This window comes from Streptomyces sp. NPDC005004 (genome assembly GCF_053600675.1).
Window position 1 is genome coordinate 166,137 of record NZ_JBSGAH010000012.1, and the last position, 22,502, is coordinate 188,638.

The window sequence follows — 22,502 nt, forward strand, 5'->3', positions numbered from 1 at the left end:
TGCCGTATCACTTCACCCCATCAGGTGAGGCAAGTCACTCCGATCTCGGTCGCACCAGCCGCTTCGCGTACGCGTAACGCACCGCCTGCGCACGGTCCTTGAGCCCCGTCTTCGCGAACATGTTGTTGATGTGCGTCTTCACCGTCGCCGTGGAGACGTGCAACGTGTGCGCGATCTCCTGGTTGGTGAGCCCCTCCGCGATCAGCACGAGCACCTCGATCTCCCGCGCGGTGAGCCCGTCGGGCGCCTCCGGAGGCTGGGGCGCGGCGGCCTCGGTCTCCGACAGACGCTCCAGCAAGCGCCGTTGAACACTGGGTGCGAGCCCCGCGTCCCCCGACAACACGCTCTCCACCGCCCGCACGATCTCGTCCCCGCCCGCGTCCTTGGTGAGATAGCCCCGCGCTCCGGCCCGCAGCGCCGCGAACAGCGAGTCGTCGTCGGCGAAGGTGGTCAGCACCACGACCTGCGTCCTCGGATAGCGGCCACGGATGAGCCGGGTGGCCTCCACCCCGTCGCAACGGGGCATCCGGAGATCCATCAGCACCACGTCCGGGTCGAGTTCACCGACGAGCCGCACCGCGTCCTCGCCGTCCCGCGCCGAGCCGACGACCTCGAGACCGGGCAGCAGACCGAGCAGCATCACGATGCCCTCCCGCACGACGGTCTGGTCGTCGGCGACCACCACGCGCGCGGCCTTCCTCCCTCCGTCGGCCCCTGTCATACGGGCACCTTCAGTGTCACCGCGAACCCCTTCTCGTCCGGCCCCGCGTCCAGCGAGCCGCCCAGCAGTTCGGCGCGCTCCCGCATACCGAGCAGACCGTATCCGCCGCCGGACCCGGCGAGTTCTCCCGGACGGCCTCCCGCGTCGCGGACGTCCAGCGTCACCTCGCGCTCGCCGTAGTCCAGCCGGACCCGCACGGTGGCGCCCCGGGCGTGCTTGCGGACGTTCGTCATCGCCTCCTGCGCCACCCGGCGCACGGCCTGGGAGCACTCGGCCGGCAGCGGTCTGCGCTCACCCGTGACGGTGACCTCGGCGCCGTCGGTCGCACTGACGAGCCGGGTCAGGAACTCCTCCAGCGGGCTCAGCTCGCCGCGCAGCGCGGACAGCGCCTGCCGGGTCTCGTCGAGCCCGTCGCGGGCCATACCGCGTGCGGCCACCACCCGCTCCAGGATCTGCTCCCGGTCGGCGCCGCGTTCGATGAGCAGCCGGGCCGCCTCCAGGTGGACCAGTTGCGCGGAGAGGCTGTGGGCCAGCACGTCGTGGATCTCCCGGGCGATCCTCGCCCGCTCCCCCAGCGCCGCCGACTCCGCCTCGGCCTCCCGCGCGGCCCGCTCCTGGGCGAGCAGCCGCTGCGCGTTGGCCCGCGACTCCGCGTCCAGCCGCAGGACGTATCCGGCGAGGACCATCCCCGTCACGGTGGCGGCGGTGGTCAGCCACACGTCGTCGTTGAACGCGGAGTACGAGGCGAGGGCCACCGCCGCCACCGGCACGCCGGCTCCGAGCGGCAGTCGCTGGAGTGCCGTGATCCCGCAGACGCACCAGATGACGAGGGCGGGCCCGCGGAATCCGGTGGCCTCCGCGAACACCGCGATGCCCAGCAGCGCGGACATGAGCGCCAGCGAGGGCAGAAGCCGGTGTGCGTAGGTGGCCCGGAAGAAGCCCCACGCGGCAACGGCCGTGACCAGGACGACGGCGACGGCGAGGGCCGCCCCCTCGATGCCGAGGTGTCTCCGGCTGAAGGCTCCCCACAGGAGCACGACGAGCAACAGTCCCCTGACCGCCCGGGAGTAGAGCCGTTTGGCCTGCGACGTGCCGCTGCGACCCAGCGCCTCGCGGGACGGCCAGCGGGTCCACATGTTCTCTTTCACACGCGCTCCTTCCAGGCCGGCGGCGTTCCGTCACCGTACGCCGGGAAGGAGCCCTCGGCGGCGCCCGTGCCGCCGCTCGCGGAGCCCGCCGAGCCGGGCGTGGCGCCCGCGGGGACGGTCGCGGTACCCAGCGACTGGGCCCGCCAGGTCAGGACTCCGGTGCGAACCAGCAGGGTCGCGGCGAGACCCAGCATCAGGGCGGAACTGTCCTGGTGGATCCCGAAGCCGCGGCCGAGCCCGAAGAGGCCGACCCGGAGGGCTATGCCCACGACCCACACCAGCCCGCTCGCCTTGGTGCTCTTGGTCCAGACGACGCCGTCCTCCGCCGTCCACAGCCGGGAGGTCCACGCCCAGCCGGCCCCGATGGCGAGGCCGACGAGGACCTCGGCGGCGAGCAGGACGGCCGAGCCGATGCGGTGGTGGTCGTCGAGTATCCCCGGGCCGCGCAGTGCCATGAAGGCGAGGATCGCGGGCAGCAGCCACCAGCGCCGATCGGTGTCGATCGCGCGGGCGCGGAACTGCCGTGCGATCACCATGGCGGCGATGACCACGATCACCAGCGCGTTGACCAGCCCGGACATGGCTGCCTCCGTGAGCGAGAAGGGGATTCGGCGGCGAGTGCTGCCGATGCCTTCGAAGGTACGGAAATCCGCAGGCCGGGAGATCGGAGCGGGGGTGGATCATGGGTGGAAAACCGGGCGGCCCTGTTCTCCACCCACGGGTGGAGAGTCCCTGAGGGAAACCCTGGGGAAACGCCGGGGAGACCCCTGGAAGTCATACGGTCGCACACGAAGGGGGCGGGGAGGGCCCGTCCCGGCCCTCCCCGCCCCCTTCCAAGCTCTGCCGCGACTGCCCGGCACCTCAGAGCCGCCCGGCACCTCAGAGCCGCCCGGCACCGCAGTCCGGCCGGCGCCTTCGTCCGGGCCGACCCGATCCCGTCCCGGCCTGGACCCCGGCCGAAGCCGAGCGCAGCGTCTACGCGTCGATACGCGACCGGTCCAGCGTCGCCGCCGAGCTGGAGATGAACTCCTTGCGCGGGGCCACGTCGTTGCCCATCAGCAGGTCGAAGACCTCCTCGGCGGCTTCGAGGTCGGCGAGGTTGATGCGGCGCAGGGTGCGGTGACGCGGGTCCATCGTGGTCTCGGCGAGCTGGTCGGCGTCCATCTCGCCCAGGCCCTTGTAGCGCTGGATGGAGTCCTTGTACCGGATGCCCTTGCGCTGGAACTCCATGAGCTTGTCGCGCAGCTCACGGTCCGAGTACGTGTAGACGTACTTGTCCTGCCCCTTCTTCGGCTGGATCAGCTCGATGCGGTGCAGCGGGGGCACGGCGGCGAAGACCCGTCCCGCCTCCACCATCGGCCGCATGTAGCGCTGGAACAGCGTCAGCAGCAGACAGCGGATGTGGGAGCCGTCCACATCGGCGTCGGTCATCATGATGATCTTGCCGTAGCGGGCCGCGTCGATGTCGAAGGTCCGGCCCGAGCCCGCCCCTATGACCTGGATGATCGCGCCGCACTCGACGTTCTTGAGCATGTCGGTCACGGACGAGCGCTGCACGTTGAGGATCTTGCCCCGGATGGGCAGCAGGGCCTGGAACTCGGAGTTGCGCGCGAGCTTGGCGGTGCCGAGCGCGGAGTCGCCCTCGACGATGAACAGCTCGCTGCGGTCCACGTCGTCGCTGCGGCAGTCGGCCAGCTTGGCGGGCAGGGACGAGGACTCCAGGGCGGTCTTGCGCCGCTGGGCGTCCTTGTGCTGGCGCGCGGCCACGCGGGTGCGGGCGGCGGCGACGACCTTCTCCATGACGACACGGGCCTGGGCGGCCGCGTCCCGCTTGCTGGAGGTCAGGAACGCCTTGAGTTCCTTGGAGATCACGTTGTGCACGATGCGGCGGGCGGCCGAGGTGCCGAGGACCTCCTTGGTCTGGCCCTCGAACTGCGGCTCGGCCAGCCGCACCGTGACGACCGCCGTCAGGCCCTCCAGCGCGTCGTCCTTGACGACGTCGTCCTCGGCCACGCGCAGCATCTTCTTGGCGCGCAGCATCTCGTTCATCGTCTTGGTGATCGCCTGCTCGAAGCCTGCGACATGGGTGCCGCCCTTGGGGGTGGCGATGATGTTGACGAAGGACTTCAGGGTCGTGTCGTACCCCGTGCCCCAGCGCAGGGCGACGTCGACGCCCAGCTCGCGGGTGACCTCGGTCGGGGTCATCTGGCCGTGCTCGTCCAGGACCGGGACGGTCTCCTTGAACGTGCCCTGGCCGGAGAAGCGGAGCACGTCGCACACCGGCTTGTCGGTGGCGAGGTACTCGCAGAACTCGCTGATGCCGCCGTCGAAGCGGAAGGATTCCTCGCCCTTGCTGCCGCCCTCGCCGAGGCCCATCTCGTCGCGCACGACGATAGTCAGGCCCGGCACCAGGAACGCGGTCTGGCGTGCCCGCTGGTGCAGGTTCTCCAGGGAGAGCTTGGCGTCCTTGAGGAAGATCTGCCGGTCCGCCCAGTACCGCACGCGCGTGCCGGTCCGGGCCTTGGCGATCTTCTTGGTCTTGACGAGCCCGCTCTTGGGCTCGAACTTGGCGTCGGCGCCCTCGCCGGTGAAGGCGCCGGGCACGCCGCGCCGGAAGCCGATCGCGTGGGTGTGGCCGCCGCGGTCGACCTCGACGTCGAGCCGCGCGGAGAGCGCGTTCACCACGGAGGCGCCCACGCCGTGCAGACCGCCGGAGGCCGCGTAGGAGCCGCCGCCGAACTTGCCGCCCGCGTGCAGCTTGGTCATGACGACCTCGACGCCGGACAGGCCGGTCTTCGGCTCCACGTCCACGGGGATGCCGCGGCCGTTGTCCCGCACCTCGACGGAGCCGTCGTCGTGGAGGATCACCTCGATGTGGTCGCAGTAGCCGCCGAGGGCCTCGTCCACGGAGTTGTCGATGATCTCCCAGAGGCAGTGCATCAGACCACGGCTGTCGGTCGAGCCGATGTACATGCCCGGGCGCTTGCGCACGGCCTCGAGACCCTCGAGGACGAGCAGGTGCCGCGCGGTGTAGTTGGAACCGTCGCGGTCTGCTCCTGCCAGCAGCGCTGTGGACGGCACGGACGTATCGGCGGTCACGCGGTTCGCTCCTCGCTGAATTTCAGATGAGCCCCTGATGGGTAAGGGGCCGGCTTCGGTCGCCGCTCAGAGGGTACCGATGCCTGGTAGAGCCGGTGTAACGCCACCCTCGTCGGGGAACTCAGCGTAGTCCACACTCGTACGAGCGTTCGATCCCTCGATGGAGTGAAGTCCACATCACGTTCCCTTCGAGGCATGAACCATTTAGGCTCCGGGCACGTCCTCATGAACAACCGGCAACCCAGCCGGGAGGACCGAGACCGAATGAGCGCGAACCCGTAAGTACACAAGAAACGCACTACGGCACATTCGCCGCCAACCGGCAGCAGACAGCCACCCGGAAAGATTTTTCCGACGGAAACCCCCGAGCGGGAACGTTTTCGGGCTGGTTGGATGTTGACCCTGGTACGACAGCTCGTCGAGCTAGAGAAGAGGCGACGTGACTACTGTTCTGACCCCCGCGAGCCCCCTGACGGCCGCCGATCGCTGCGACCGCTGCGGCGCCCAGGCATACCTGCGCGTCGTCCTGCTCAGCGGCGGCGAACTGCTCTTCTGCGCCCACCACGGTCGCAAGTTCGAGCCGGAACTCAAGAAGATCGCCGCTGAGATACAGGACGAGACGGAGCGGCTGACGTCCATTCCGGGCACCGCCTCCGAAGAAGAGCGCTGAATCTCGCACCCACCCGACGAGCCAGCCCCGGCACCAGGCCGGTGAACGGGCGGCCGCTCCCCTCGCGGAAGCGGCCGCCCGTCGCTCGTAGGGGGACGAGACCTCTCGGCTAGGCCCCTCGGCTTCCATCAAAGGCGCTTTCGCGGCGACTGGCGGCTCCCTGAGCCGCTTCCATCACCTTCGCGACCTCGGACACCCGGGTATAGACGCCAGGGCTTCCGGGGCGCCCGCAGCCGCTCCCCCAGGACACCAACCCGATCAGCCGCCCACCGGCGACCAGCGGACCGCCGCTGTCGCCCTGGCAGGCGTCGGGACCACCCACGGCCTCCCCCGCGCACAGCATCGTGTCCGCGCGGTAGGCACCCTCCGCCCCGCCCGGGTAGGCGCGGGCGCAGACGTCGTCCGCGAGGACGTGCAGGCGCGCCGCGTACAGGCGCTTCGCGTAGGCGCCCTGTCCGCTGGTGTCACCCCATCCCGACACCAGTGCCTCCGTACCGGCCTTGTAGGCCGCGTCCCCCGCCTGCGCCATGCGCACGACGGAGCTTTCCGGCAGCGCCCGGGCGAGCGTGAGCACGGCGAAGTCGCCGGAGTTGGTCGCCGCGTCGTAATCCGGATCGACCTCGGCCTTCCGCACGGCGATCTCCTCGCCGTCCTTCGACAGCAGGTCGGTGCGGTTCGCGATGACCCTGAGGTCGGGGACGCTCTCGGGGGGACCGCCCAGGGCGTCCTCGGACAGACAGTGCGCCGCGGTGAGCACCGTGGTCGGCGCGACCGCCACCCCACCGCAGAACTGTCCCGCCCGCGTGCCTCCGAACCGGTCACGGCTGGACAGCGCCACCGTCCACGGCGCCGTCGAGACATCGATCGGGAATCCGCCGACCACCACGCTGCCGGCGGTCGCGGAGGCCGTCCCGGCCAGGGGTATCGCGGTCAGTGCGGCCGCCAGGACCAGCGGCCTGATCAGCATCCGGGCAACAGTACGACGCATCGAGCATCTCCTCACTCAGGGTGGCGATGGGACACCCACAGTGATCCACTTCGCGTCCGCGCGCAGCGCGAAGGCCCGGTCCCCCCAGGGGGGAACCGGGCCTTCGTCGTCGTACGGCCTGGACTAGTCCAGGTAGTCGCGCAGGACCTGCGAACGCGACGGGTGGCGCAGCTTCGACATGGTCTTCGACTCGATCTGACGGATGCGCTCACGCGTCACGCCGTAGACCTTGCCGATCTCGTCGAGGGTCTTCGGCTGACCGTCGGTGAGACCGAAGCGCATCGAGACGACGCCGGCCTCGCGCTCGGACAGGGTGTCGAGCACCGAGTGGAGCTGCTCCTGGAGGAGCGTGAAGCTGACGGCGTCGGCGGGGACGACGGCCTCCGAGTCCTCGATGAGGTCACCGAACTCGCTGTCGCCGTCCTCGCCCAGCGGGGTGTGCAGGGAGATGGGCTCGCGGCCGTACTTCTGGACCTCGATGACCTTCTCGGGGGTCATGTCGAGTTCCTTGGCCAGCTCCTCCGGGGTGGGCTCGCGGCCCAGGTCCTGGAGCATCTGGCGCTGCACACGGGCGAGCTTGTTGATGACCTCGACCATGTGCACCGGGATACGGATGGTGCGGGCCTGGTCGGCCATGGCGCGGGTGATCGCCTGACGGATCCACCAAGTGGCGTACGTGGAGAACTTGTAGCCCTTGGTGTAGTCGAACTTCTCGACCGCGCGGATCAGACCGAGGTTGCCCTCCTGGATGAGGTCCAGGAAGAGCATCCCGCGGCCGGTGTAGCGCTTGGCCAGGGAGACCACGAGTCGGAGGTTGGCCTCCAGCAGGTGGTTCTTGGCGCGGCGCCCGTCCTCGGCGATGATCTCCAGCTCGCGCTTGAGCTTCGGGGCGAGCTTGTCGGAGTTGGCGAGCTTGTCCTCGGCGAACAGACCCGCCTCGATGCGCTTGGCCAGCTCCACTTCCTGCTCGGCGTTGAGCAGGGGGACCTTGCCGATCTGCTTCAGGTAGTCCTTGACCGGGTCGGCGGTGGCGCCGGCCGCGGCGACCTGCTGCGCGGGCGCGTCGTCCTCGTCCTCGTCGGACAGCACGAAGCCGGCGGCCTCGGTGCCCTCCGGCTCGTCGGCGACCTTGGTGTCCTCGATGACCTCGTCCTCGAGAAGCTCGGCGTCGTCCTTCTTGGCAGCCGTCTTCTTCGCCGCGGTCTTCTTGGCCGTGGTCTTCTTCGCCGCCGTCTTCTTGGCGGTGGTCTTCTTGGCCGCGGCCTTCTTGGCGGGGGCGGCGTCCTCGTCGTCGCCCGCCGCGGAGGCGGCCGGGGCGGTCGTGGAAGCCGTGGCCTTGCGGGTGGTCACCGTCTTCGCCGCGACCGTCTTGGTGGTGGTGCGCTTGGCGGGGCTCTTCGCTGCGACGCTCTTGCGGGTGCGCTTGGGCTCTGCGGCACTGACCATCAGCGTCACACCCTCTTCCTCAAGGATCTGATTGAGGCTGCGCAGAACGTTCTTCCACTGAGTGGCCGGAATCTGGTCGGCTTCGAAGGCCCGACGCACATCGTCGCCGGCAATCTGCCCCTCAGCCTTTCCCCGCTCGATGAGCGCCATGACAGAGACGGACTCGGCGATCTCCGGCGGGAGCGTACGGGATGTGCTGGCCGACACGAACAACCTCTCGGAACGTTGGAAAACGGCTTCCGGCTCCGTCCGACACGAACAGGAGCCGACCACCGGCCTGGGGATGGGCCGACGGCGCGGGCGGGGCCGGGAAGCTACACAGCGCCTCTTACGGCGTCCGTATTCCCTCCGCGGCTTTCACCTATTAGGTCATCGCGCTGTTTCCACGAGCGTTACGCCCAATCTGCGTGGCCCGAGTCACACCCCGTAAGCGGTCAAAAGTTGTCGGACCCGAGCAGAACGGGTTCTTTTCATCCTAACGAGACGAGCCCGCTTTCGGCCGGGACCGGGGCCGCCGCTCCCGGCGGTCCGCCCCGCCCCGCGACGTACCGCGTGCCTTGGGCGGCGGGGTCGCGACGGCGGGGCCCCGAGCCCGGCACCGCCATCACCACCACCGACGAAACTGCCCTCATTCGTGGTGCGCCGGCCCGGCGCGGGGCACCACTCACCGACGACCGCTTCGCTCGCCTCGCTCGCGTCGAGGTCGCGTCCGCTCGCGTCTTCGCTCGCGGTGCCGGTCAGTGCTCGCGCGGCGCCGGGACCACGCGCTCCACCTCGGGGTGGACGGTGAGGAGCTGGCGCATGGCCGCCTCCGCCGCGTTGCCGTCACCCGCGCCGAGCGCGTCCACGATCCGGCCGTGCTGGGCGAGCGAGGTCTCGGTGGGCCGGTCGCAGCCCGTGACGGGACCGCCGGAGACATGCAGCGCGGAGGAGACAATCCCGGACAGGTGCTCCAGCATCCGGTTGCCCGCGATCTGGATGAGCAGGGCGTGGAATTCGGTGTCGGCCCGCGAGAACGTCAGCGCGTCCCCGCCGGAGAGGGCGTGGCCCATGATCTCGACCAGGTCGGAGAGGCGCTGCTGCACCTCCTCCCGGCCGTGCCCGGCGGCGAGGCGGGCGGCGAGCGGCTCGATCGTCCAGCGCAGCTCGTTCAGCTCGCGGCGCTGGTCGTCACGCTGCGGACCGAAGGCCCGCCATTCGATGATGTCGGGATCGAGGAGGTTCCAGTCGCTGACGGGACGCACCCGGGTGCCGACGTTCGGACGGGCGCTGACGAGGCCCTTGGCCTCCAGGACCCGGAGGGATTCACGGACGACGGTGCGGGAGACCTCGAAACGCTGGCCGATCTCCTCGGGCACCAGCGGGCGGTCCGCCCCGAGGTCGCCCGAGACGATCATCTGACCCAGTTGCTGGACGAGCTGGCCGTGCAATCCGCGCCCGCGGCTGCCCGCGGCACGCCGGCCGACGCGGCCCAGCTCGGAATCTGCCCCTTCCCAGGCGGGGACGGCGGCGCGCTCGGCCACCGGAGCCTCGGCGTAGGGGTAACGGTCGATTTCGCCCGGGCCGGCCAGACCGGAGTCGGCGGAGCGGGCGGCGGTCATCATGGTGTGCGCAAGGGTACTCACGCATCCTTTGTCGGCGTTGCCTCCAACTGCCTTGAGGGCTTTGGTGAAAAGCACACGAAAGGGTGATCGCTCACTCCGTCGCAATTGACGCCTTATCGTAAAGAAACGGGCTTTCTGCGGGGAGTTGTGCGCACAGTGGAGCGGGAACCGTCCGCCGAGCCTCACCTGACCCTGACGCGCGGCGTCGTGAACAGATACGCGCACAGCAACGCGCCGAGTGACAACACCATTGACCCGCCCACGGGTTGGGCGACGACCCGGATCACCGCCAGCACATAACGGTCGCCCCCCAAGGGCCACTGGAGCAGCAGGAGATCGTGCATCCGGACCGTGATTCCGGCGGCGGTGCGCACGGACGACCCTTCGAACACCTGCCGCATCAGCGGTACGACGGCCACCGGCACCGCGAGCACGGCCGCGAGTCCCGCCGTGGTCGACCGGAAGACACCGGCCGCCAGCACACCGGCCCACGCACACCCGATCACGAGCGCGAACCAACTCACGCCCATCGCCGGCCAGCCCTCAGGAACCTGGGTCAATTCCCGGCCGTAGAGAAGATAGAGCGCCTCGGCGTCGCAGCCGAGGGTGAGAAAGGCCAGGATGGCGGCGGTGGTTCCGGAGACGAGGAGCTTCGCGCCGAGCAGTCCCAGTCGCCGGGGCACTGTCACGCGGTCCACCGCCAGCGCGGGGTAACGGAACTCGTCCCCGAAGGACAGCGCGCCGAGCAGCCCGGCCGCCAGCGCCACGGGCGGCAACGGGAACTCCCTCGGCCAGGCAGCGAACAGCCGCTCCTGTGGGGTGTGCCCGATCCGCGCCAGCAGTACGGCGACGAGCGCGGACACCAGCAGTACGACTCCGCTGGTGAGGAACCCGGTACGGATCCCGGCGGCACGTCGCAGCTCGTAGCGCAGGGGGCGGAGTGGGCCGAGGGCGGAGCGGACCGGGATGGGGGGCAGCAAGGGGGACGAAACTCTGTCGGGCAGGCCGGCTTCGGCCGCCGGGGAGCTGTCGTCGGTGGCGGAACTCTCGGCATCGGGGGCCTCGGCGGTCGACCGCCCCTCCCCGTCGGCAGCGACCGCGAGGTCTCCACCCGGCCCCATGTCACCTACTAGGTCGGCGAGTTGATGGACCATGATGCGGTGCCGGTAGGCGGTCTCACCGATGTCGGCGGTCGTACTGCCGTACACGGAGAGGCGATTGCCGCCCTCCGCCACGATCTCGACGGAACGTCGCTCGACACGCGCCTCCTTGGCGAGCAGCGTCGCGAGGCGCTCCGCCTGCGGGCTGCGCACGGCGACCCGGGGGCGGAGTCTGGTCCGGGCGAACTCCCGCCCCTCCTGATCCGCGACCACCCGGCCGCCGTCGAGGGTGACGACGTGATCGGCCGTCCGCGCCGCCTCTTTGGGGTCGGCGGTGGTGAGGAGCACGGTGCCACCCTGGTCGGCGTAGGCGCGCAGTGTCGTGTGCATCCAGCGGGCTTCGGCGGACGAGAGGTCGGCGGCGGGCTCGTCCAGGACGAGTGTGTGCGGGTCGGGCAGCAGGGCGCAGGCGAGGCCCAGGCGGCGGTCCATACCGCGCGAGAGGGTGCCGAGCCGTTCCTCGCGCAGGCTGACGAGCCCCACCGCTTCGAGGACTTCGTCGGCGCGCCGGGCGGGGACTCCGGTCGCCGCGCAGAGCATCCGCAGGTGGCCGCGGACGGTGCGGGCGGGGTGTCCGGGTACGTCGCCGAGTACGACACCCACTTCGCGGGACGGATGGGCGATCCGGTGCAGGGGGCGCCCTCGGAAGTAGGTGATGCCACGTCCTTGCCGGAGTTCGAGCATCAGCCCGAGCACGGTCGTCTTGCCCGCCCCCGCCGCTCCGAGCAGGACGGTGAGATGCCCGGCCTGCGCCTCGAAGGAGACGTCGTTCACGGCAGGCGGTTGCGCTTTGCGGGGATTGCTGGTCAGTCCGACGGCCTGGATCACCCGAAGCAAGATAGCGCGCCAAGTCCGTTTTTTCGGCTATGACCCGATTCGCTTTATCGTGACGTGCGGGGGCGCGCAACTCGTGTGCGCCGTTCGGGTGAGGTGCCAGGCGCCTGCGGTCAGGGCTCCGTGGGACTTTCGCGTGCTTCCCGGTGGACTGCGGTCGCCCGGGTGACCCCGCGACGCGCTCGCCTCAGACCTCCGGGCGGAGCATCGGCGGGTTGAGCAGGGTGGCGCCTCCCGCTCGGAAGAGCTGGGCCGGCCTGCCGCCCTGGCGGGTGGTCGTCCCGCCGGTCGGCACGAGGAAGCCCGGCGTCCCGGTGACCTTGCGGTGGAAGTTGCGCGGATCGAGAGCCACGCCCCAGACCGCCTCGTAGACGCGGCGCAGCTCTCCGACCGTGAACTCGGGCGGGCAGAACGCCGTGGCCAGCGACGAGTACTCAATCTTGGATCGGGCCCGCTCCACCCCGTCGGCGAGGATCTGGCCGTGGTCGAAGGCGAGCGGCGCGACGGGCTCGCCGTCCCGGCCGTAGCCGCCCTGCTGGAGCAGTTCCTCGACCGGTGCCCAGCGCGCGTTGCTCGCGTCGCCGCCCGCGCGGGGTGCGGGGAGGTCCGGGGCGAGGGCCAGGTGCGCCACGCTGACCACCCGCATACGCGGGTCGCGCTTCGGATCGCCGTAGGTGGCGAGCTGTTCCAGATGCGCGCCGTGGTCCTGGGCCGGGACGGCGGGGTCGTGGGCCCGGAGCCCGGTCTCCTCGGCCAGTTCCCGTGCCGCCGCCTGGGACAGGTCCTCGTCGGCTCGCACGAATCCGCCGGGGAGCGCCCAACGCCCCTGGAAGGGCTGCTCGCCTCTACGTACCGCCAGCGCGCACAGGGCATGACGGCGAACGGTCAGCACGACCAGGTCCACGGTGACGGCGAATGGCGGAAACGCTGACGGGTCGTAGGGCATAAGGCGATCATAGTCGTCTCCTTGACGATAAACACTCCCTTCTCCGGTCGCTGTCGTGCACGTCGGCGGCTGTGGTCATGAGGGCGGTGGCATCGGTCCCGGTCGACTTTCCGGCGGCGGCACGGCCACGCTCACTTGGTCTCCCCGTCGGTCGCGCAGGTACGGGTGGTGTCCCGCCTCGCGCCTCCTCGCCGGGCCGGTGCGGTGGAGGTGGCGTCCGGACGCCGGTGCGGGGGTCGTCGGCGGACGGTGTCCGCGCGAGCGGAGCCGCTGGTGCCGGAACCCATGCGGCCCGGGGGCCGACCCCGGCGTCGGCGGCGCGAGTTGGGGGTGGCGGAGGGTGCTGCGGCTTCGCTCTCAGCGCGGTCGCCGGCTGGAGTTTGTTCGTCCCCTCCCTCAGCACAGGCGGGCGCGGGGACGCACGCCGCCTGTGGCTCACTTGTCCCGGGCGGCGGCCCTGGCTCCACGTCGCCGTTCTCCGGACCCGCCCCTCGCAGCCGGTTCGCCCGTTCCACGCGGAGACAGCGCCGGACCGTCTCCGGGTCGATCCCTTCGTTGCAGGCTTGATGCAGCAGGCGGGCGAAGAGGTAGTCGGGGTCCGCGCCGAGGGCCATCGCCAGGGCCTCCCGTGCCTCCAGTTCGTCGCCGGTGGACCAGGCGACCCAGCCGGCCAGTGTCAGCGGGGCGGCGGCGTGCTCGCGGTAGGGGCCGACGCAGCGGCGGGCCAGGGCGCGCCAGAGCCGCAGGGCAGGTGCCCCTTCGTCGCCCTCCATCCAGGCGGCCGCACGGTCACGCGTCGTACGGTCCTGCAGCCCGAGGATCAGCGCGGCCGCCTCGTCGTGCGCGAGCAGCGTGTCGTCGCGCAGGTCCGCCGGGTGCGTGCCGGAGACCGGGGGTGCCTCCGCGAAGCGCCGGATGATCCGTTCGGTGAGGTCCAGGGTCTCCACCGCCACCTCCTCGCGGCTCGCCTCGTCCAGGATGCGGGGCACCAGCGACAGTCCCGCCGCGTCCAGGGCGACCTCCTGTTCCAGGGCGGCGGAGGTCTCCCAGGGCAGCATCCTGGCGCGGAGTTCCCGCAGCGTGCCGCGCACCTGGAGTCCGGCGTAGGTGGCCGCCGCAGCGAGGACCGAGGTGCCGGGCAGGCCCATCGCGGTGCCCTCGGCCGGACAGCACGCGTCGACCGGGCACACGTAGGACCAGAAGCGACCGCCCGAGACACACAGCGCCTCGACCACGGGGACGTCCAGGCTCCCGCACTCGGTGCGCAGCAGCTGGGCCAGCGGGCGGAGCCTGCGCATCACGTCCTGCCCGGACTCACCCGCCCGCGGCTCCTGGCAGACGTACGCGACCATCCGCTCCGCACGCGCCCCACGCCGCTCGCTGCCCAGCACCAGCCCCCTGGCGACCTGCCGAGCCGCCGCACCCCAGTCCTCCTCGCTCGCGGGAATCCCCAGCCGAGCCCGCCCGCCGAACCTCCCCGGCCCGTTGGTGTCGTACAGCGCCACCAGCACCATGCTGTCCTCGGGGCGATACCCGAGCAGATACGGCAGCGCGTCGGCCAGCTCGGCCGGCGTACGCAGCGTGACCTGCGCGTCCGGAACCTCCCGCGCCCCGACCGGCGCCCCTGCCGTCCCATCACCTCGCACCCCCGTTCCCGAAAAGTCCCCGTTCTCACCGTTCTCGAACGATCCAGTCGTTTCGCTGTGATTCGTCATGCGCTGACGATCTCGCAATTCGCCCCATCCTGCTGACCCCTGTGGATAAGTCGGATCAGGGACACGCCAAGATGTCGCGGACGGCCGCCCGACCCACGCCGTACCCGGGCCGCCGCAGCCCGTTACCCGCCCACCCCCAGCACCAACGGCAGAACCCTCTCCGCCCCCGCCTGCCGCAGCAGCCGCGCCGCCACCGCCAGGGACCAGCCCGAGTCCGTGTAGTCGTCCACGAGGAGGACCGGGCCGGGGGTGGCCGCGAGGGTGGAGGCGAGGTCGGGTGGGACCGTCAGGGACGTGGTGAGGGTGCGGAGGCGCTGGGCGGAGTTGCTGCGGGGGGTGGGGTGGTCGTCGGTGAGGGTGAGGGTGCCGAGGAGGGGGAGGCGGCCGATGCGGGCGACGCCTTCGGCGAGGGAGGTGACCAGGTGGGGGTGGGTGCGGGAGGGCATCGCGACCACGCCCACCGGGCGCGGTGTCGCGTCCGCCGTCCCGCTCGCCCAGCCGCCCGGTGAGCGGGCCCAGTCGGCGAGCACCGTCACCACGGCGGAGAGGACGTCGTCCGGGACCGGGCCGTCCGGTGACTGGGGCGACAGCAGGGGGCGCAGCCGGTTGCCCCAGCCGATGTCCGAGAGCCGGCCGAGTGCGCGGCCGACGGCGGCCTGCCGGTCCGCGGGGATGCGGCCCTTGAGGTCTACGCCGATCGCGGGCATACCGGTGGGCCACATCCGGCGGGGCTCGATCTCGACGCCGGGGCGTTCCAGTTCGCCCCGCGCCGCAGCGAGGGCGTCAGGGGCGACGGCGGGGTCGAGCCAGGGTCCGGCGCAGTTGTCGCAGCGGCCGCAGGCGGTGGCCTTCTCGTCGTCGAGCTGGTGTTGCAGGAACTCCATCCGGCAGGTCGGGGTCGTGACGTAGTCCCGCATCGCCTGCTGTTCGGTCTCGCGCTGGTGGGCCACGCGCGCGTACCGCTCGGCGTCGTAGGCCCATGGGCGGCCGGTGGCGATCCAGCCGCCCTTCACGCGCTTGACCGCGCCGTCCACGTCCAGGACCTTCAGCATGGTCTCCAGCCGGGAGCGCCGTAGCTCCACCAGTGGCTCCAGGGCTGGCAGCGACAGGGGGCGGTCCGCCTGCTCCAGCACCGACAGGGTGCGCCGTACCTGCTCCTCGGGCGGGAAGCCGACCGAGGCGAAGTAGGCCCAGATCGCCTCGTCCTCGCGGCCGGGCAGCAGCAGGACGTCGGCGTGCTCCACGCCTCGGCCCGCGCGGCCCACCTGCTGGTAGTAGGAGATCGGGGAGGAGGGCGAGCCCAGGTGGACCACGAAGCCCAGGTCCGGCTTGTCGAAGCCCATGCCGAGGGCCGAGGTCGCCACCAGGGCCTTCACGCGGTTCGCCAGCAGGTCCTCCTCGGCCTGGAGGCGGTCCGCGTTCTCGGTCTTGCCGGTGTAGGAGGCGACCGGATAGCCGCGCTGGCGCAGATAGGCCGCGACCTCCTCGGCCGCCGCCACCGTCAGCGTGTAGATGATCCCGGAGCCCGGCAGATCACCCAGCCGCTCCCCCAGCCAGGCCAGCCGGTGCGCGGCGTCCGGCAGCTTCAGGACGCCGAGCCGCAGGCTCTCCCGGTCCAGTGGCCCGCGCAGCACCAGGGCGTCCGCGCCGCCGGTGCCCAGTTGCTCGGCCACGTCGGCCGTCACGCGCGCGTTGGCGGTCGCCGTCGTGGCCAGGACGGGCACGTCCGTCGGCAGCTCGGCAAGCATGGTGCGCAGCCGTCGGTAGTCGGGCCGGAAGTCGTGTCCCCAGTCGGAGATGCAGTGCGCCTCGTCGACCACCAGCAGACCGGCCGTGGCGGCCAGCTTGGGCAGCATGTTCTCGCGGAAGTCCACGGAGTTGAGGCGCTCGGGACTGACCAGGAGGACGTCGGTCTCGCCACGCTCGACCTCCTCGTGGATGGAGTCCCACTCCTCCGGGTTGGCCGAGTTGATGGTGCGGGCGCGGATGCCGGCCCGCTCCGCCGCCTCGACCTGGTTGCGCATGAGCGCCAGCAGCGGCGAGACGATCACCGTGGGGCCGGCGCCCCGGCGGCGCAGCAGCGCGGTGGCCACGAAGTACACCGCCGACTTGCCCCAGCCGGTGCGCTGCACGACCAGCGCCCGCCGGTGCTCCTCCACCAGCGCGGCCACGGCCTGCCACTGGTCCTCCCGCAGCCGCGCCGCGCCCTCCCGGTCGCCGACCAGCTCGGCGAGGACGGCATCGGCTTCGGCGCGGAGCTTGAGATCGTCCATGCCTCCATGCAACCCGATGGCACTGACAATCGGCGAATCCGGCCGGTGTGACACACCCCCTCGCGCGCGGGCGTCGGCGCCGGAGCGCGGAAAGGGCGCGAAACGGTCGCTCGAGGCGTCGGCGGTGGTCGCCGGGGGTAGGGATATAAGTAACGCACCACCAGATAACCGTCGGCGGCCCCAATTGCTCGTTGCCGCATCCAAGTTCGACAGGAAGAATTGAAGTCCGCTCCCCGCACGGCTCGCCCGTGTTCCGGCTGGGCTTTACTGCGGTGCGCGCTCCCCCGAATCCGACCTCGCCCGCAGTGTGGGCGCGTAGCCGAAGGGAGGAACGTGACCTTCGGATTCGCCTCGTCCTCGGCGGCCTCGTTGTCGACGTCCGTGACCGCCGCTTCCGCCAGCCGTCTGCTCGAACCCGCCGAGTGGGCCGCCGCCGGAATCCCGCTGCTGCGCAACCCGCGCGAGGTCGTGGGCGGGCTGCACGTCCGCCATCGCCCCAGACCGTCCACGGCCGTCGTGGCCGTGCTCGATCCGGACGAACGGCTCTGTGCCAGCGCCTCGTTCACCCGTCGTCCCGCCCCGGCCGACGGCTGGATGTTCCGCAACGCCCTGCTCGACCAATTGCGCCGGATCATCCCGCACGATCTGCGCCGCCGCACTCCGGTGCGCACCGCCGTGCTGCTCTACTGCCGCGAGGGCGAGGCGCGTTGGACCGAGGAGGACGGCGCCTGGATGTGGGGGCTGCGCGACGCGTGCACGTTGCACGGGCTGCGCTGTGGCGCCTACATCACGCTGACCCAGGAGGGCTGGCAGGTGCTCGGCGAGGGACGCGGGGGCCGGAGTCCCCATGCCCATTCGGCGCCGGAGGCGTTCGCCCTGTCCGAGGTCCCGCCGCTGGCACCGCGTACCGGGGGTCCGGTCTCCGAGGTGCTGCGCCGGGCGGCGGCACGCTGACCTGGGGCTCAGAGCGCACACGGCCGCGAGGCGGCGGTGGCGCAGCGCCGCCGCCACAGCGATGTCAGGCACCGTGAACGCGAATTGCCGTCCGGTGGCCGGCCCCACGACGGGGACCGGCCACCGGACGGCGATCCGGGCACGGCGGAGACCGCAGGGCGGCGCGGACGCCACCGGAGCGACCGATGGCCCGTGCCGCTCGGGATCAGACCCCGGCGCCCAGGACCGCGTTGATCTGCTGCGGGTCGCCGCAGACGATCAGCAGGGCCCCGGCCCGGGAGTGGGCCGCGGCGAGGGCGGTGGCGGCGGCTTCGGTGCCGCCCCCGTTCACGGCCACGACGACCACGGGACGGATGGCGGCGCGGGGGGCGAAGGCCGCGTCCGCGTAGAACACGTCGTCGCCCGCGTCGTGCTGCGCCCAGTAGGACGCCTCACCGAAGGACAGCTCGTGCTCGGTCCACGGGTGCTGGGGGCCGGTGGTGATCACCAGCACCTCACCCGGGGCACGGCCCGAGTCGAGCAGCAGGTCCAGCGCCTCCTCGGCGGCGTCGAGCGCGCCCTCGGCCGAGGCCGGGATCAACTGGATCTGCGGGGTCGCCGCGGGGGCGGCGGGAGCGGCCGGGCCCGACGGGCTCGGCTTGGCCGGAGCCACGTCACGCGGCGTGCGCTGCACCGGCGGAGCCGGCCGCGGAGGGCCGGGACGACCGGGGCGGGCCGAAGCCGCGGGGCGGGGGCCGGGTACGGGGCGAGGGGTCGGCGCGACGCGGCCGGTGGCCGCCATGGCGCTGGAACCCTGGGCACTCTCGTGAATCTGAGGCTCCTCGGGAATGAGAGGCATGAGCTGATTTTTATCAAACGTTGAAACGACACCGACGTCCGGGTGGCACATCGGTGCGGGCGGAACCATCAGAAGTCGAAGCCGAGCTGGCCTTCGATCTCCGGAGGGCCTCCGTCGGCCCAGCTGCGGGCCTTCTTGAGGTGCCGCCACTGGGGCAGCGCATCAAGATACGCCCACGACAGGCGGTGGTACGGGGTGGGTCCCCGCTCCTCCAGTGCGGCCTTGTGCACGGGTGAGGGATACCCGGCGTTGTCCGCGAATCCGAAGTCTGCATGGCCGGCACCGAGTTCGGCCATCATTTTGTCGCGCCGCACCTTGGCGATCACCGAGGCCGCCGCGACGGCCACGCACGACCGGTCGCCCTTGATCACCGTGCGCACCCGCCAGGGAGCGCCGAGGTAGTCGTGCTTGCCGTCGAGGATCACGGCGTCGGGACGTACCGGGAGCGACTCCAGAGCCCGTACGGCGGCAAGCCGCAGCGCGGCGGTCATACCCAGGTCGTCGATCTCCTCGGGGGAGGCGTGTCCCAGGGCGTAGGCCGTGACCCAGGTCTGGAGTATCCCGGCCAGTTCCGTACGCCGCTTGACCGTGAGCAGCTTGGAGTCGGTGAGTCCCTCGGGCGGTCGCCGGAGTCCGGTGATCGCGGCGCAGACCGTGACGGGCCCGGCCCACGCGCCGCGTCCCACCTCGTCGACGCCGGCGATGACCTTCGCTCCGGTCGTGGCGCGCAGGGAGCGCTCGACGGTATGAGTGGGTGGTTCGTACGGCATGGCGCCCTTAGCGTACGCCGCCCGGCGAGGGGCGCGACACCCCGCCCCTCCCCTACCGGGTCCCGGGCGGCCGGGGCCGGTTCGTACGGCGTTCCCGGCAGCCGTCGTCCGGTGCCGTCAGCGGCTGGCAGGCACCCACGCGGGCAGCTCCTCGGTCCGCTCCGACCACGTCCCGGGCGGGGCGCCCGCCGTGCCCGCGGCCAGGACGCCGCCGACGATCGCGCAGGTCGTGTCCACGTCGCCGCCCACCTGGGCGGTCGTCCAGAAGGCCCGCTCGAAGTCGGTGAGGGCGCGGGCGGCGGACCACAGGGCGAACGGGACGGTGTCGTGGGCGCTGGTGCGGCGACCGCAGCCGAGGACGGCCGCGACGGTGGCCGCGTCCTCGTAGTCGAGCATGTCCCGGGCGCGCCTGAGGCCCGCCTCCACGGCGCTTGTGGGCACCAGGGCGATGACGCCGTCCAGGAGCGCTTGCGGGGTCGGCGGGCCGTCCGGGGAGGCGGCCAGGGCGGCCGCGGCCGCCACCGCCATGGCGCCCGCCACGGCCTCCCGGTGCTGGTGGGTGGGGTAGGCGGAGATCTCCGCCTGGTGGGTGGCCTGCTCGGGGTCGTCGGCGTACCAGGCGCCGAGGGGGGCGATGCGCATCGCGGCGCCGTTGCCCCAGGAGCCCTGGCCCTGGAAGAGCCGGGCGGCCAGTTCGCGCCAGTCGGCGCCCTCGCGGACGAGGCGCAGCAGCCGGTTCACGGCGGGGCCGTAGCCGCGGTCGAAGTCGTGGTGGTGGGCGAAGGAGTGGGCCAGGGCGTCCTGGTGGACCCGGTCGTGTGCGGCGAGGACGGACACGACCGAGCAGGCCATCTCCGTGTCGTCGGTCCACTGCCACATCCCGTCGGGCAGCTCGCGCCGTTTGAGCAGCGGGAGGTTCACCGGGACGAAGAACTGCGAGCCGAGCGCGTCGCCCACGGCGAGTCCGCGCAGGCTGGCCAGGGCGCGGTCGAGGCGCCCGGAAGAGGAGGATTCGGAGGTCATCTTCGGCCAGCCTATCCGTGGACCCGTTGTTCGATCATGCGATATTCGGCGACACGGCCTCGGAAGCCGTGTCGTGCCCTGCGGCCCCGGCAGCCTTGTGTGCCCTCAACTGCCGATCCAGTAGGGCACCGGTTCGCGCCAGCGCTCGAAGGGACGGTCGAGGGCGTACTTGCCGTTCTCCCCGAGAACGAGCATCCGCAGCTCGGCGTTCCCGGGATTCGACAGGGACTCGAATTCGGACACGGTCCAGTGGAACCAGCGCATGCAGAACAGCCGCATGGCCAGGCCGTGCGTCACCAGGAGGACGTTCGGCGGGTGGTCGGGCTCCTCGAAACTGCGGAACAGGCTCTCCAGGAAGCCGCCGACCCGGTCGTAGACGTCGGCGCCGGACTCCCCCTGGGGGAAGCGGAAGAAGAAGTGGCCGTAGGCGTCGCGGTACGCCTTCTGGAGGCGGACGTCGCCGCGCTCCTGCCAGTTGCCCCAGTCCTGCTCGCGCAGCCGGGGCTCCTCGCGTACGCGTATGCGCGCGGGATCGAGGTGGAAGGAGTCCAGGGTCTCGTGGGTGCGGCGGTAGGGGGAGACGTACACGCTCACGCGTTCGTCGCCGATGATCTCGCGGAGCCGCTCGCCGGTGTGCTCGGCCTGGCGTCGGCCGCGCTCGGTCAGGGCGAGGGCGTGGTCGGGCTCGCGCTCGTACACGGAGTCATCGACGTTGCCCGTTGACTCCCCGTGTCGGACAAGAATGATGCGCCGTGGTCGTGCCATGCCAGCACCCTAGATCGCGCCGGGGGCGGTCGCGCACGCATACCGGCTTCATACGGCGTAGGTCACATGCTTCGGGCGTCTCAGACCGTCCAGGACGGCTCGAGTTCCACGATGTCGCCGGAGAGGGCGGCGATGTCCGCCTCGGTCTGGGCGCGCAGGGCGAGGCGCTCCACACGTTCGGTGCGGTACTTGCCGTGCTCGGCGGCCGAGCGCCACATGGACAGCACCAGGAACTCGTGCGCGGGTGCCTCGGCGAACATGCCCCTGATCATGCCGGGCGAGCCCGCCATGGCGGGGTTCCAGACCTTCTCCTGCATGAGGGTGAAATGCTCGACGCGCTCCTCGTGGGCGCGGCAGAGGGCGACCCGGATCAGGTCCGCGTCGGTGAACCGGGGTTCGAAGCCGGTCTTCACGTCGAAGCGGTACTCGAACAGCTTGACCTGGCTGTCCTTGAACGTGCCGGACTGCGACGCGGCGAGGCGGTCGTGCGAGCGCGCCATGAAGGAGTCGTAGAAGGCGCGGCTCTCCCAGAAGGCGAAGATGTGTGCCACACCCGGCCGCTGCCGGCTCCAGCCTCCGCCCTGTCCCCGAAATCCCGGCTCCCCCAGAAGCCCCGCCCATTTCCGCTGTCCCCGTTCGAACCCCCGGCGGTCCACGACGGTGCAGCGAATCCACTTGACCAGCACTGCGCCATCGTAAGGCCACGCGACGTGGCGTCGGTCACGCTCCGGCTCATATCCCCCGCGCGGGCGCCCTGTTCGCGTGGCAGGATGAACAACGAGCCATATTGCAGCGGAAGTTGAGAAAGCGGGCCTTCGGGAGAGGGGAAACCTGTGACCGGATTCGGCAAGGGAATCCGCGGTGTCGAGGTGGCGCTGAAGTGGAATCCCAGTCCCGCGGGACGCCCACCCTCCGACCTGGACCTCGTCGCCGCGACGTACACGGCGGACGACCCCCACGGAGAACCCGCCCATCTGGTGCACTTCGACAGCCGCTCCCCCGACGGCACGATCTTCCTCAACCGCGACAGCCCGGACGGCAAGGGCTTCGGCTGGGACGAGGTCATGACCCTCGAACTCCACCGCCTCGACCGCCGCTACGCGCGCGTGGTGGTCGGCGTCGTCATACGCCAGGACGACGGCCCCCTCACCTTCACCCGGATACTCGCCCCCGCCCTGCGCGTCCGCACCGGCTACACGGTCCTCGCCGAAGACGACTTCACCTCCGTCCCCGACGCGACGGCCGCCACGGTCGCGGAATTCGTCCGCGACGACCTGGGCGAGTGGACGTTCCGGGCGGGCGTCCACGGCTTCACGGAGGACCCGACGACGTTCACGCGGGTGATGGGACGGGCGCGGGGGGTCTGACGCCGGGCTGAGGGAGTAAGGGGCGACGGAACGGGCCCCGGCAAGGAGTTCGAGATCGACGGCCTTCTCGGCATGGTCGTGGGCCGACGGGACGAGCACCCCGGCCATGGCCGGGAGTTGCTGGAGACCGCCGTCGGCAACCGCACGAGCCGGAATCGCCGTATGGCCCTCAATACGATCA

The 22,502-nt window shown here is 71.4% G+C and carries 19 protein-coding genes; 3 read left to right on the plus strand and 16 right to left on the minus strand.

The window, feature by feature from the left end:
* Nucleotides 1–34 precede the first annotated feature (34 nt).
* From ACWEEU_RS19295 to ACWEEU_RS19310, 4 genes are all read right to left on the minus strand, one after another.
* On the minus strand, nucleotides 35–721 hold the full coding sequence (locus tag ACWEEU_RS19295; protein ID WP_385742808.1) for a response regulator transcription factor: 687 nt from the start codon (nucleotides 719–721) through the stop codon (nucleotides 35–37).
* Nucleotides 718–1,869, minus strand: a complete 1,152-nt coding sequence (locus tag ACWEEU_RS19300; protein WP_451733799.1) for a sensor histidine kinase — start codon at nucleotides 1,867–1,869, stop codon at nucleotides 718–720. The genes ACWEEU_RS19295 and ACWEEU_RS19300 overlap by 4 nt, the downstream gene beginning before the upstream one ends.
* Nucleotides 1,866–2,450 carry a DUF1453 domain-containing protein gene (locus tag ACWEEU_RS19305; RefSeq protein WP_451733801.1) on the minus strand — a complete coding sequence of 195 codons (585 nt, stop codon included), beginning with the start codon at nucleotides 2,448–2,450 and terminating at the stop codon, nucleotides 1,866–1,868. Before ACWEEU_RS19305 ends, ACWEEU_RS19300 begins: the two co-directional genes overlap by 4 nt.
* A 394-nt stretch (nucleotides 2,451–2,844) precedes the next feature.
* A complete protein-coding gene (locus ACWEEU_RS19310) occupies nucleotides 2,845–4,968 on the minus strand; it encodes a DNA gyrase/topoisomerase IV subunit B (protein ID WP_385742802.1) in 2,124 nt (707 codons plus the stop codon).
* 439 nt (nucleotides 4,969–5,407) lie between these two features.
* Here ACWEEU_RS19310 and ACWEEU_RS19315 point away from each other — a divergent pair, with 439 nt between their 5' ends.
* Complete coding sequence (locus ACWEEU_RS19315; protein ID WP_199583870.1) at nucleotides 5,408–5,638, plus strand: DUF7455 domain-containing protein; 231 nt, start codon at nucleotides 5,408–5,410, stop codon at nucleotides 5,636–5,638.
* A 109-nt stretch (nucleotides 5,639–5,747) separates the two neighbouring features.
* Here ACWEEU_RS19315 and ACWEEU_RS19320 read toward each other — a convergent pair whose 3' ends face one another.
* The 7 genes from ACWEEU_RS19320 to ACWEEU_RS19350 form a co-directional block, all read right to left on the minus strand.
* Nucleotides 5,748–6,626 carry a S1 family peptidase gene (locus tag ACWEEU_RS19320; RefSeq protein WP_451733804.1) on the minus strand — a complete coding sequence of 293 codons (879 nt, stop codon included), beginning with the start codon at nucleotides 6,624–6,626 and terminating at the stop codon, nucleotides 5,748–5,750.
* A 123-nt stretch (nucleotides 6,627–6,749) separates the two neighbouring features.
* The gene (locus ACWEEU_RS19325) at nucleotides 6,750–8,279 is read right to left on the minus strand and encodes an RNA polymerase sigma factor (protein WP_385742798.1); all 1,530 of its coding nucleotides are present in this window, start codon (nucleotides 8,277–8,279) and stop codon (nucleotides 6,750–6,752) included.
* Nucleotides 8,280–8,809: 530 nt separating this feature from the next.
* Nucleotides 8,810–9,697, minus strand: a complete 888-nt coding sequence (locus tag ACWEEU_RS19330; RefSeq protein WP_356092658.1) for a FadR/GntR family transcriptional regulator — start codon at nucleotides 9,695–9,697, stop codon at nucleotides 8,810–8,812.
* Between the two features lie 161 nt (nucleotides 9,698–9,858).
* Nucleotides 9,859–11,664 (minus strand): ATP-binding cassette domain-containing protein, encoded by a 1,806-nt coding sequence (locus tag ACWEEU_RS19335; RefSeq protein WP_451733807.1) that lies wholly within the window; start codon nucleotides 11,662–11,664, stop codon nucleotides 9,859–9,861.
* Between the two features lie 193 nt (nucleotides 11,665–11,857).
* A complete protein-coding gene (locus tag ACWEEU_RS19340; RefSeq protein ID WP_385742794.1) occupies nucleotides 11,858–12,616 on the minus strand; it encodes an NUDIX hydrolase in 759 nt (252 codons plus the stop codon).
* 131 nt (nucleotides 12,617–12,747) lie between these two features.
* Nucleotides 12,748–14,262: a DUF4192 domain-containing protein gene (locus ACWEEU_RS19345; protein ID WP_451733809.1), complete on the minus strand. Its 1,515-nt coding sequence runs from the start codon at nucleotides 14,260–14,262 to the stop codon at nucleotides 12,748–12,750.
* Between the two features lie 191 nt (nucleotides 14,263–14,453).
* Nucleotides 14,454–16,604, minus strand: a complete 2,151-nt coding sequence (locus ACWEEU_RS19350; protein WP_451733811.1) for a RecQ family ATP-dependent DNA helicase — start codon at nucleotides 16,602–16,604, stop codon at nucleotides 14,454–14,456.
* Nucleotides 16,605–16,937: 333 nt separating this feature from the next.
* Here ACWEEU_RS19350 and ACWEEU_RS19355 point away from each other — a divergent pair, with 333 nt between their 5' ends.
* Nucleotides 16,938–17,558 (plus strand): hypothetical protein, encoded by a 621-nt coding sequence (locus ACWEEU_RS19355; RefSeq protein WP_018547365.1) that lies wholly within the window; start codon nucleotides 16,938–16,940, stop codon nucleotides 17,556–17,558.
* 205 nt (nucleotides 17,559–17,763) lie between these two features.
* Here the strand turns inward: ACWEEU_RS19355 and ACWEEU_RS19360 are convergent, their stop codons facing one another.
* The 5 genes from ACWEEU_RS19360 to ACWEEU_RS19380 all read right to left on the minus strand — a co-directional run bounded on the left by ACWEEU_RS19360 (nucleotide 17,764) and on the right by ACWEEU_RS19380 (nucleotide 21,640).
* Nucleotides 17,764–18,396, minus strand: a complete 633-nt coding sequence (locus ACWEEU_RS19360) for a hypothetical protein (protein WP_385742788.1) — start codon at nucleotides 18,394–18,396, stop codon at nucleotides 17,764–17,766.
* Between the two features lie 68 nt (nucleotides 18,397–18,464).
* Nucleotides 18,465–19,166 (minus strand): ribonuclease HII, encoded by a 702-nt coding sequence (locus tag ACWEEU_RS19365; RefSeq protein ID WP_385742787.1) that lies wholly within the window; start codon nucleotides 19,164–19,166, stop codon nucleotides 18,465–18,467.
* Between the two features lie 117 nt (nucleotides 19,167–19,283).
* Complete coding sequence (locus ACWEEU_RS19370) at nucleotides 19,284–20,189, minus strand: ADP-ribosylglycohydrolase family protein (protein ID WP_385742785.1); 906 nt, start codon at nucleotides 20,187–20,189, stop codon at nucleotides 19,284–19,286.
* Between the two features lie 105 nt (nucleotides 20,190–20,294).
* Nucleotides 20,295–20,954: a histidine phosphatase family protein gene (locus tag ACWEEU_RS19375; protein WP_451733815.1), complete on the minus strand. Its 660-nt coding sequence runs from the start codon at nucleotides 20,952–20,954 to the stop codon at nucleotides 20,295–20,297.
* A gap of 80 nt (nucleotides 20,955–21,034) precedes the next feature.
* Nucleotides 21,035–21,640, minus strand: coding sequence for a YdbC family protein (locus ACWEEU_RS19380; RefSeq protein WP_361117428.1), 606 nt, complete (start codon nucleotides 21,638–21,640; stop codon nucleotides 21,035–21,037).
* A gap of 147 nt (nucleotides 21,641–21,787) precedes the next feature.
* Between ACWEEU_RS19380 and ACWEEU_RS19385 the strand changes: the two genes are divergently transcribed.
* The gene (locus tag ACWEEU_RS19385; RefSeq protein ID WP_385742781.1) at nucleotides 21,788–22,321 is read left to right on the plus strand and encodes a TerD family protein; all 534 of its coding nucleotides are present in this window, start codon (nucleotides 21,788–21,790) and stop codon (nucleotides 22,319–22,321) included.
* Nucleotides 22,322–22,502: the final 181 nt, after the last annotated feature.

What these genes read in the sequence shown, in the direction of transcription:
- ACWEEU_RS19340 (WP_385742794.1), bottom strand. Translation starts at nt 12,616, where the DNA reads ATGCCCTACGACCCGTCAGCGTTTCCGCCATTCGCCGTCACCGTGGAC.
- ACWEEU_RS19320 (WP_451733804.1), bottom strand. Translation starts at nt 6,626, where the DNA reads ATGCGTCGTACTGTTGCCCGGATGCTGATCAGGCCGCTGGTCCTGGCG.
- ACWEEU_RS19375 (WP_451733815.1), bottom strand. Translation starts at nt 20,954, where the DNA reads ATGGCACGACCACGGCGCATCATTCTTGTCCGACACGGGGAGTCAACG.
- ACWEEU_RS19295 (WP_385742808.1), bottom strand. Translation starts at nt 721, where the DNA reads ATGACAGGGGCCGACGGAGGGAGGAAGGCCGCGCGCGTGGTGGTCGCC.
- ACWEEU_RS19370 (WP_385742785.1), bottom strand. Translation starts at nt 20,189, where the DNA reads ATGACCTCCGAATCCTCCTCTTCCGGGCGCCTCGACCGCGCCCTGGCC.
- ACWEEU_RS19350 (WP_451733811.1), bottom strand. Translation starts at nt 16,604, where the DNA reads ATGGACGATCTCAAGCTCCGCGCCGAAGCCGATGCCGTCCTCGCCGAG.
- ACWEEU_RS19305 (WP_451733801.1), bottom strand. Translation starts at nt 2,450, where the DNA reads ATGTCCGGGCTGGTCAACGCGCTGGTGATCGTGGTCATCGCCGCCATG.
- ACWEEU_RS19365 (WP_385742787.1), bottom strand. Translation starts at nt 19,166, where the DNA reads ATGCCGTACGAACCACCCACTCATACCGTCGAGCGCTCCCTGCGCGCC.
- ACWEEU_RS19360 (WP_385742788.1), bottom strand. Translation starts at nt 18,396, where the DNA reads ATGCCTCTCATTCCCGAGGAGCCTCAGATTCACGAGAGTGCCCAGGGT.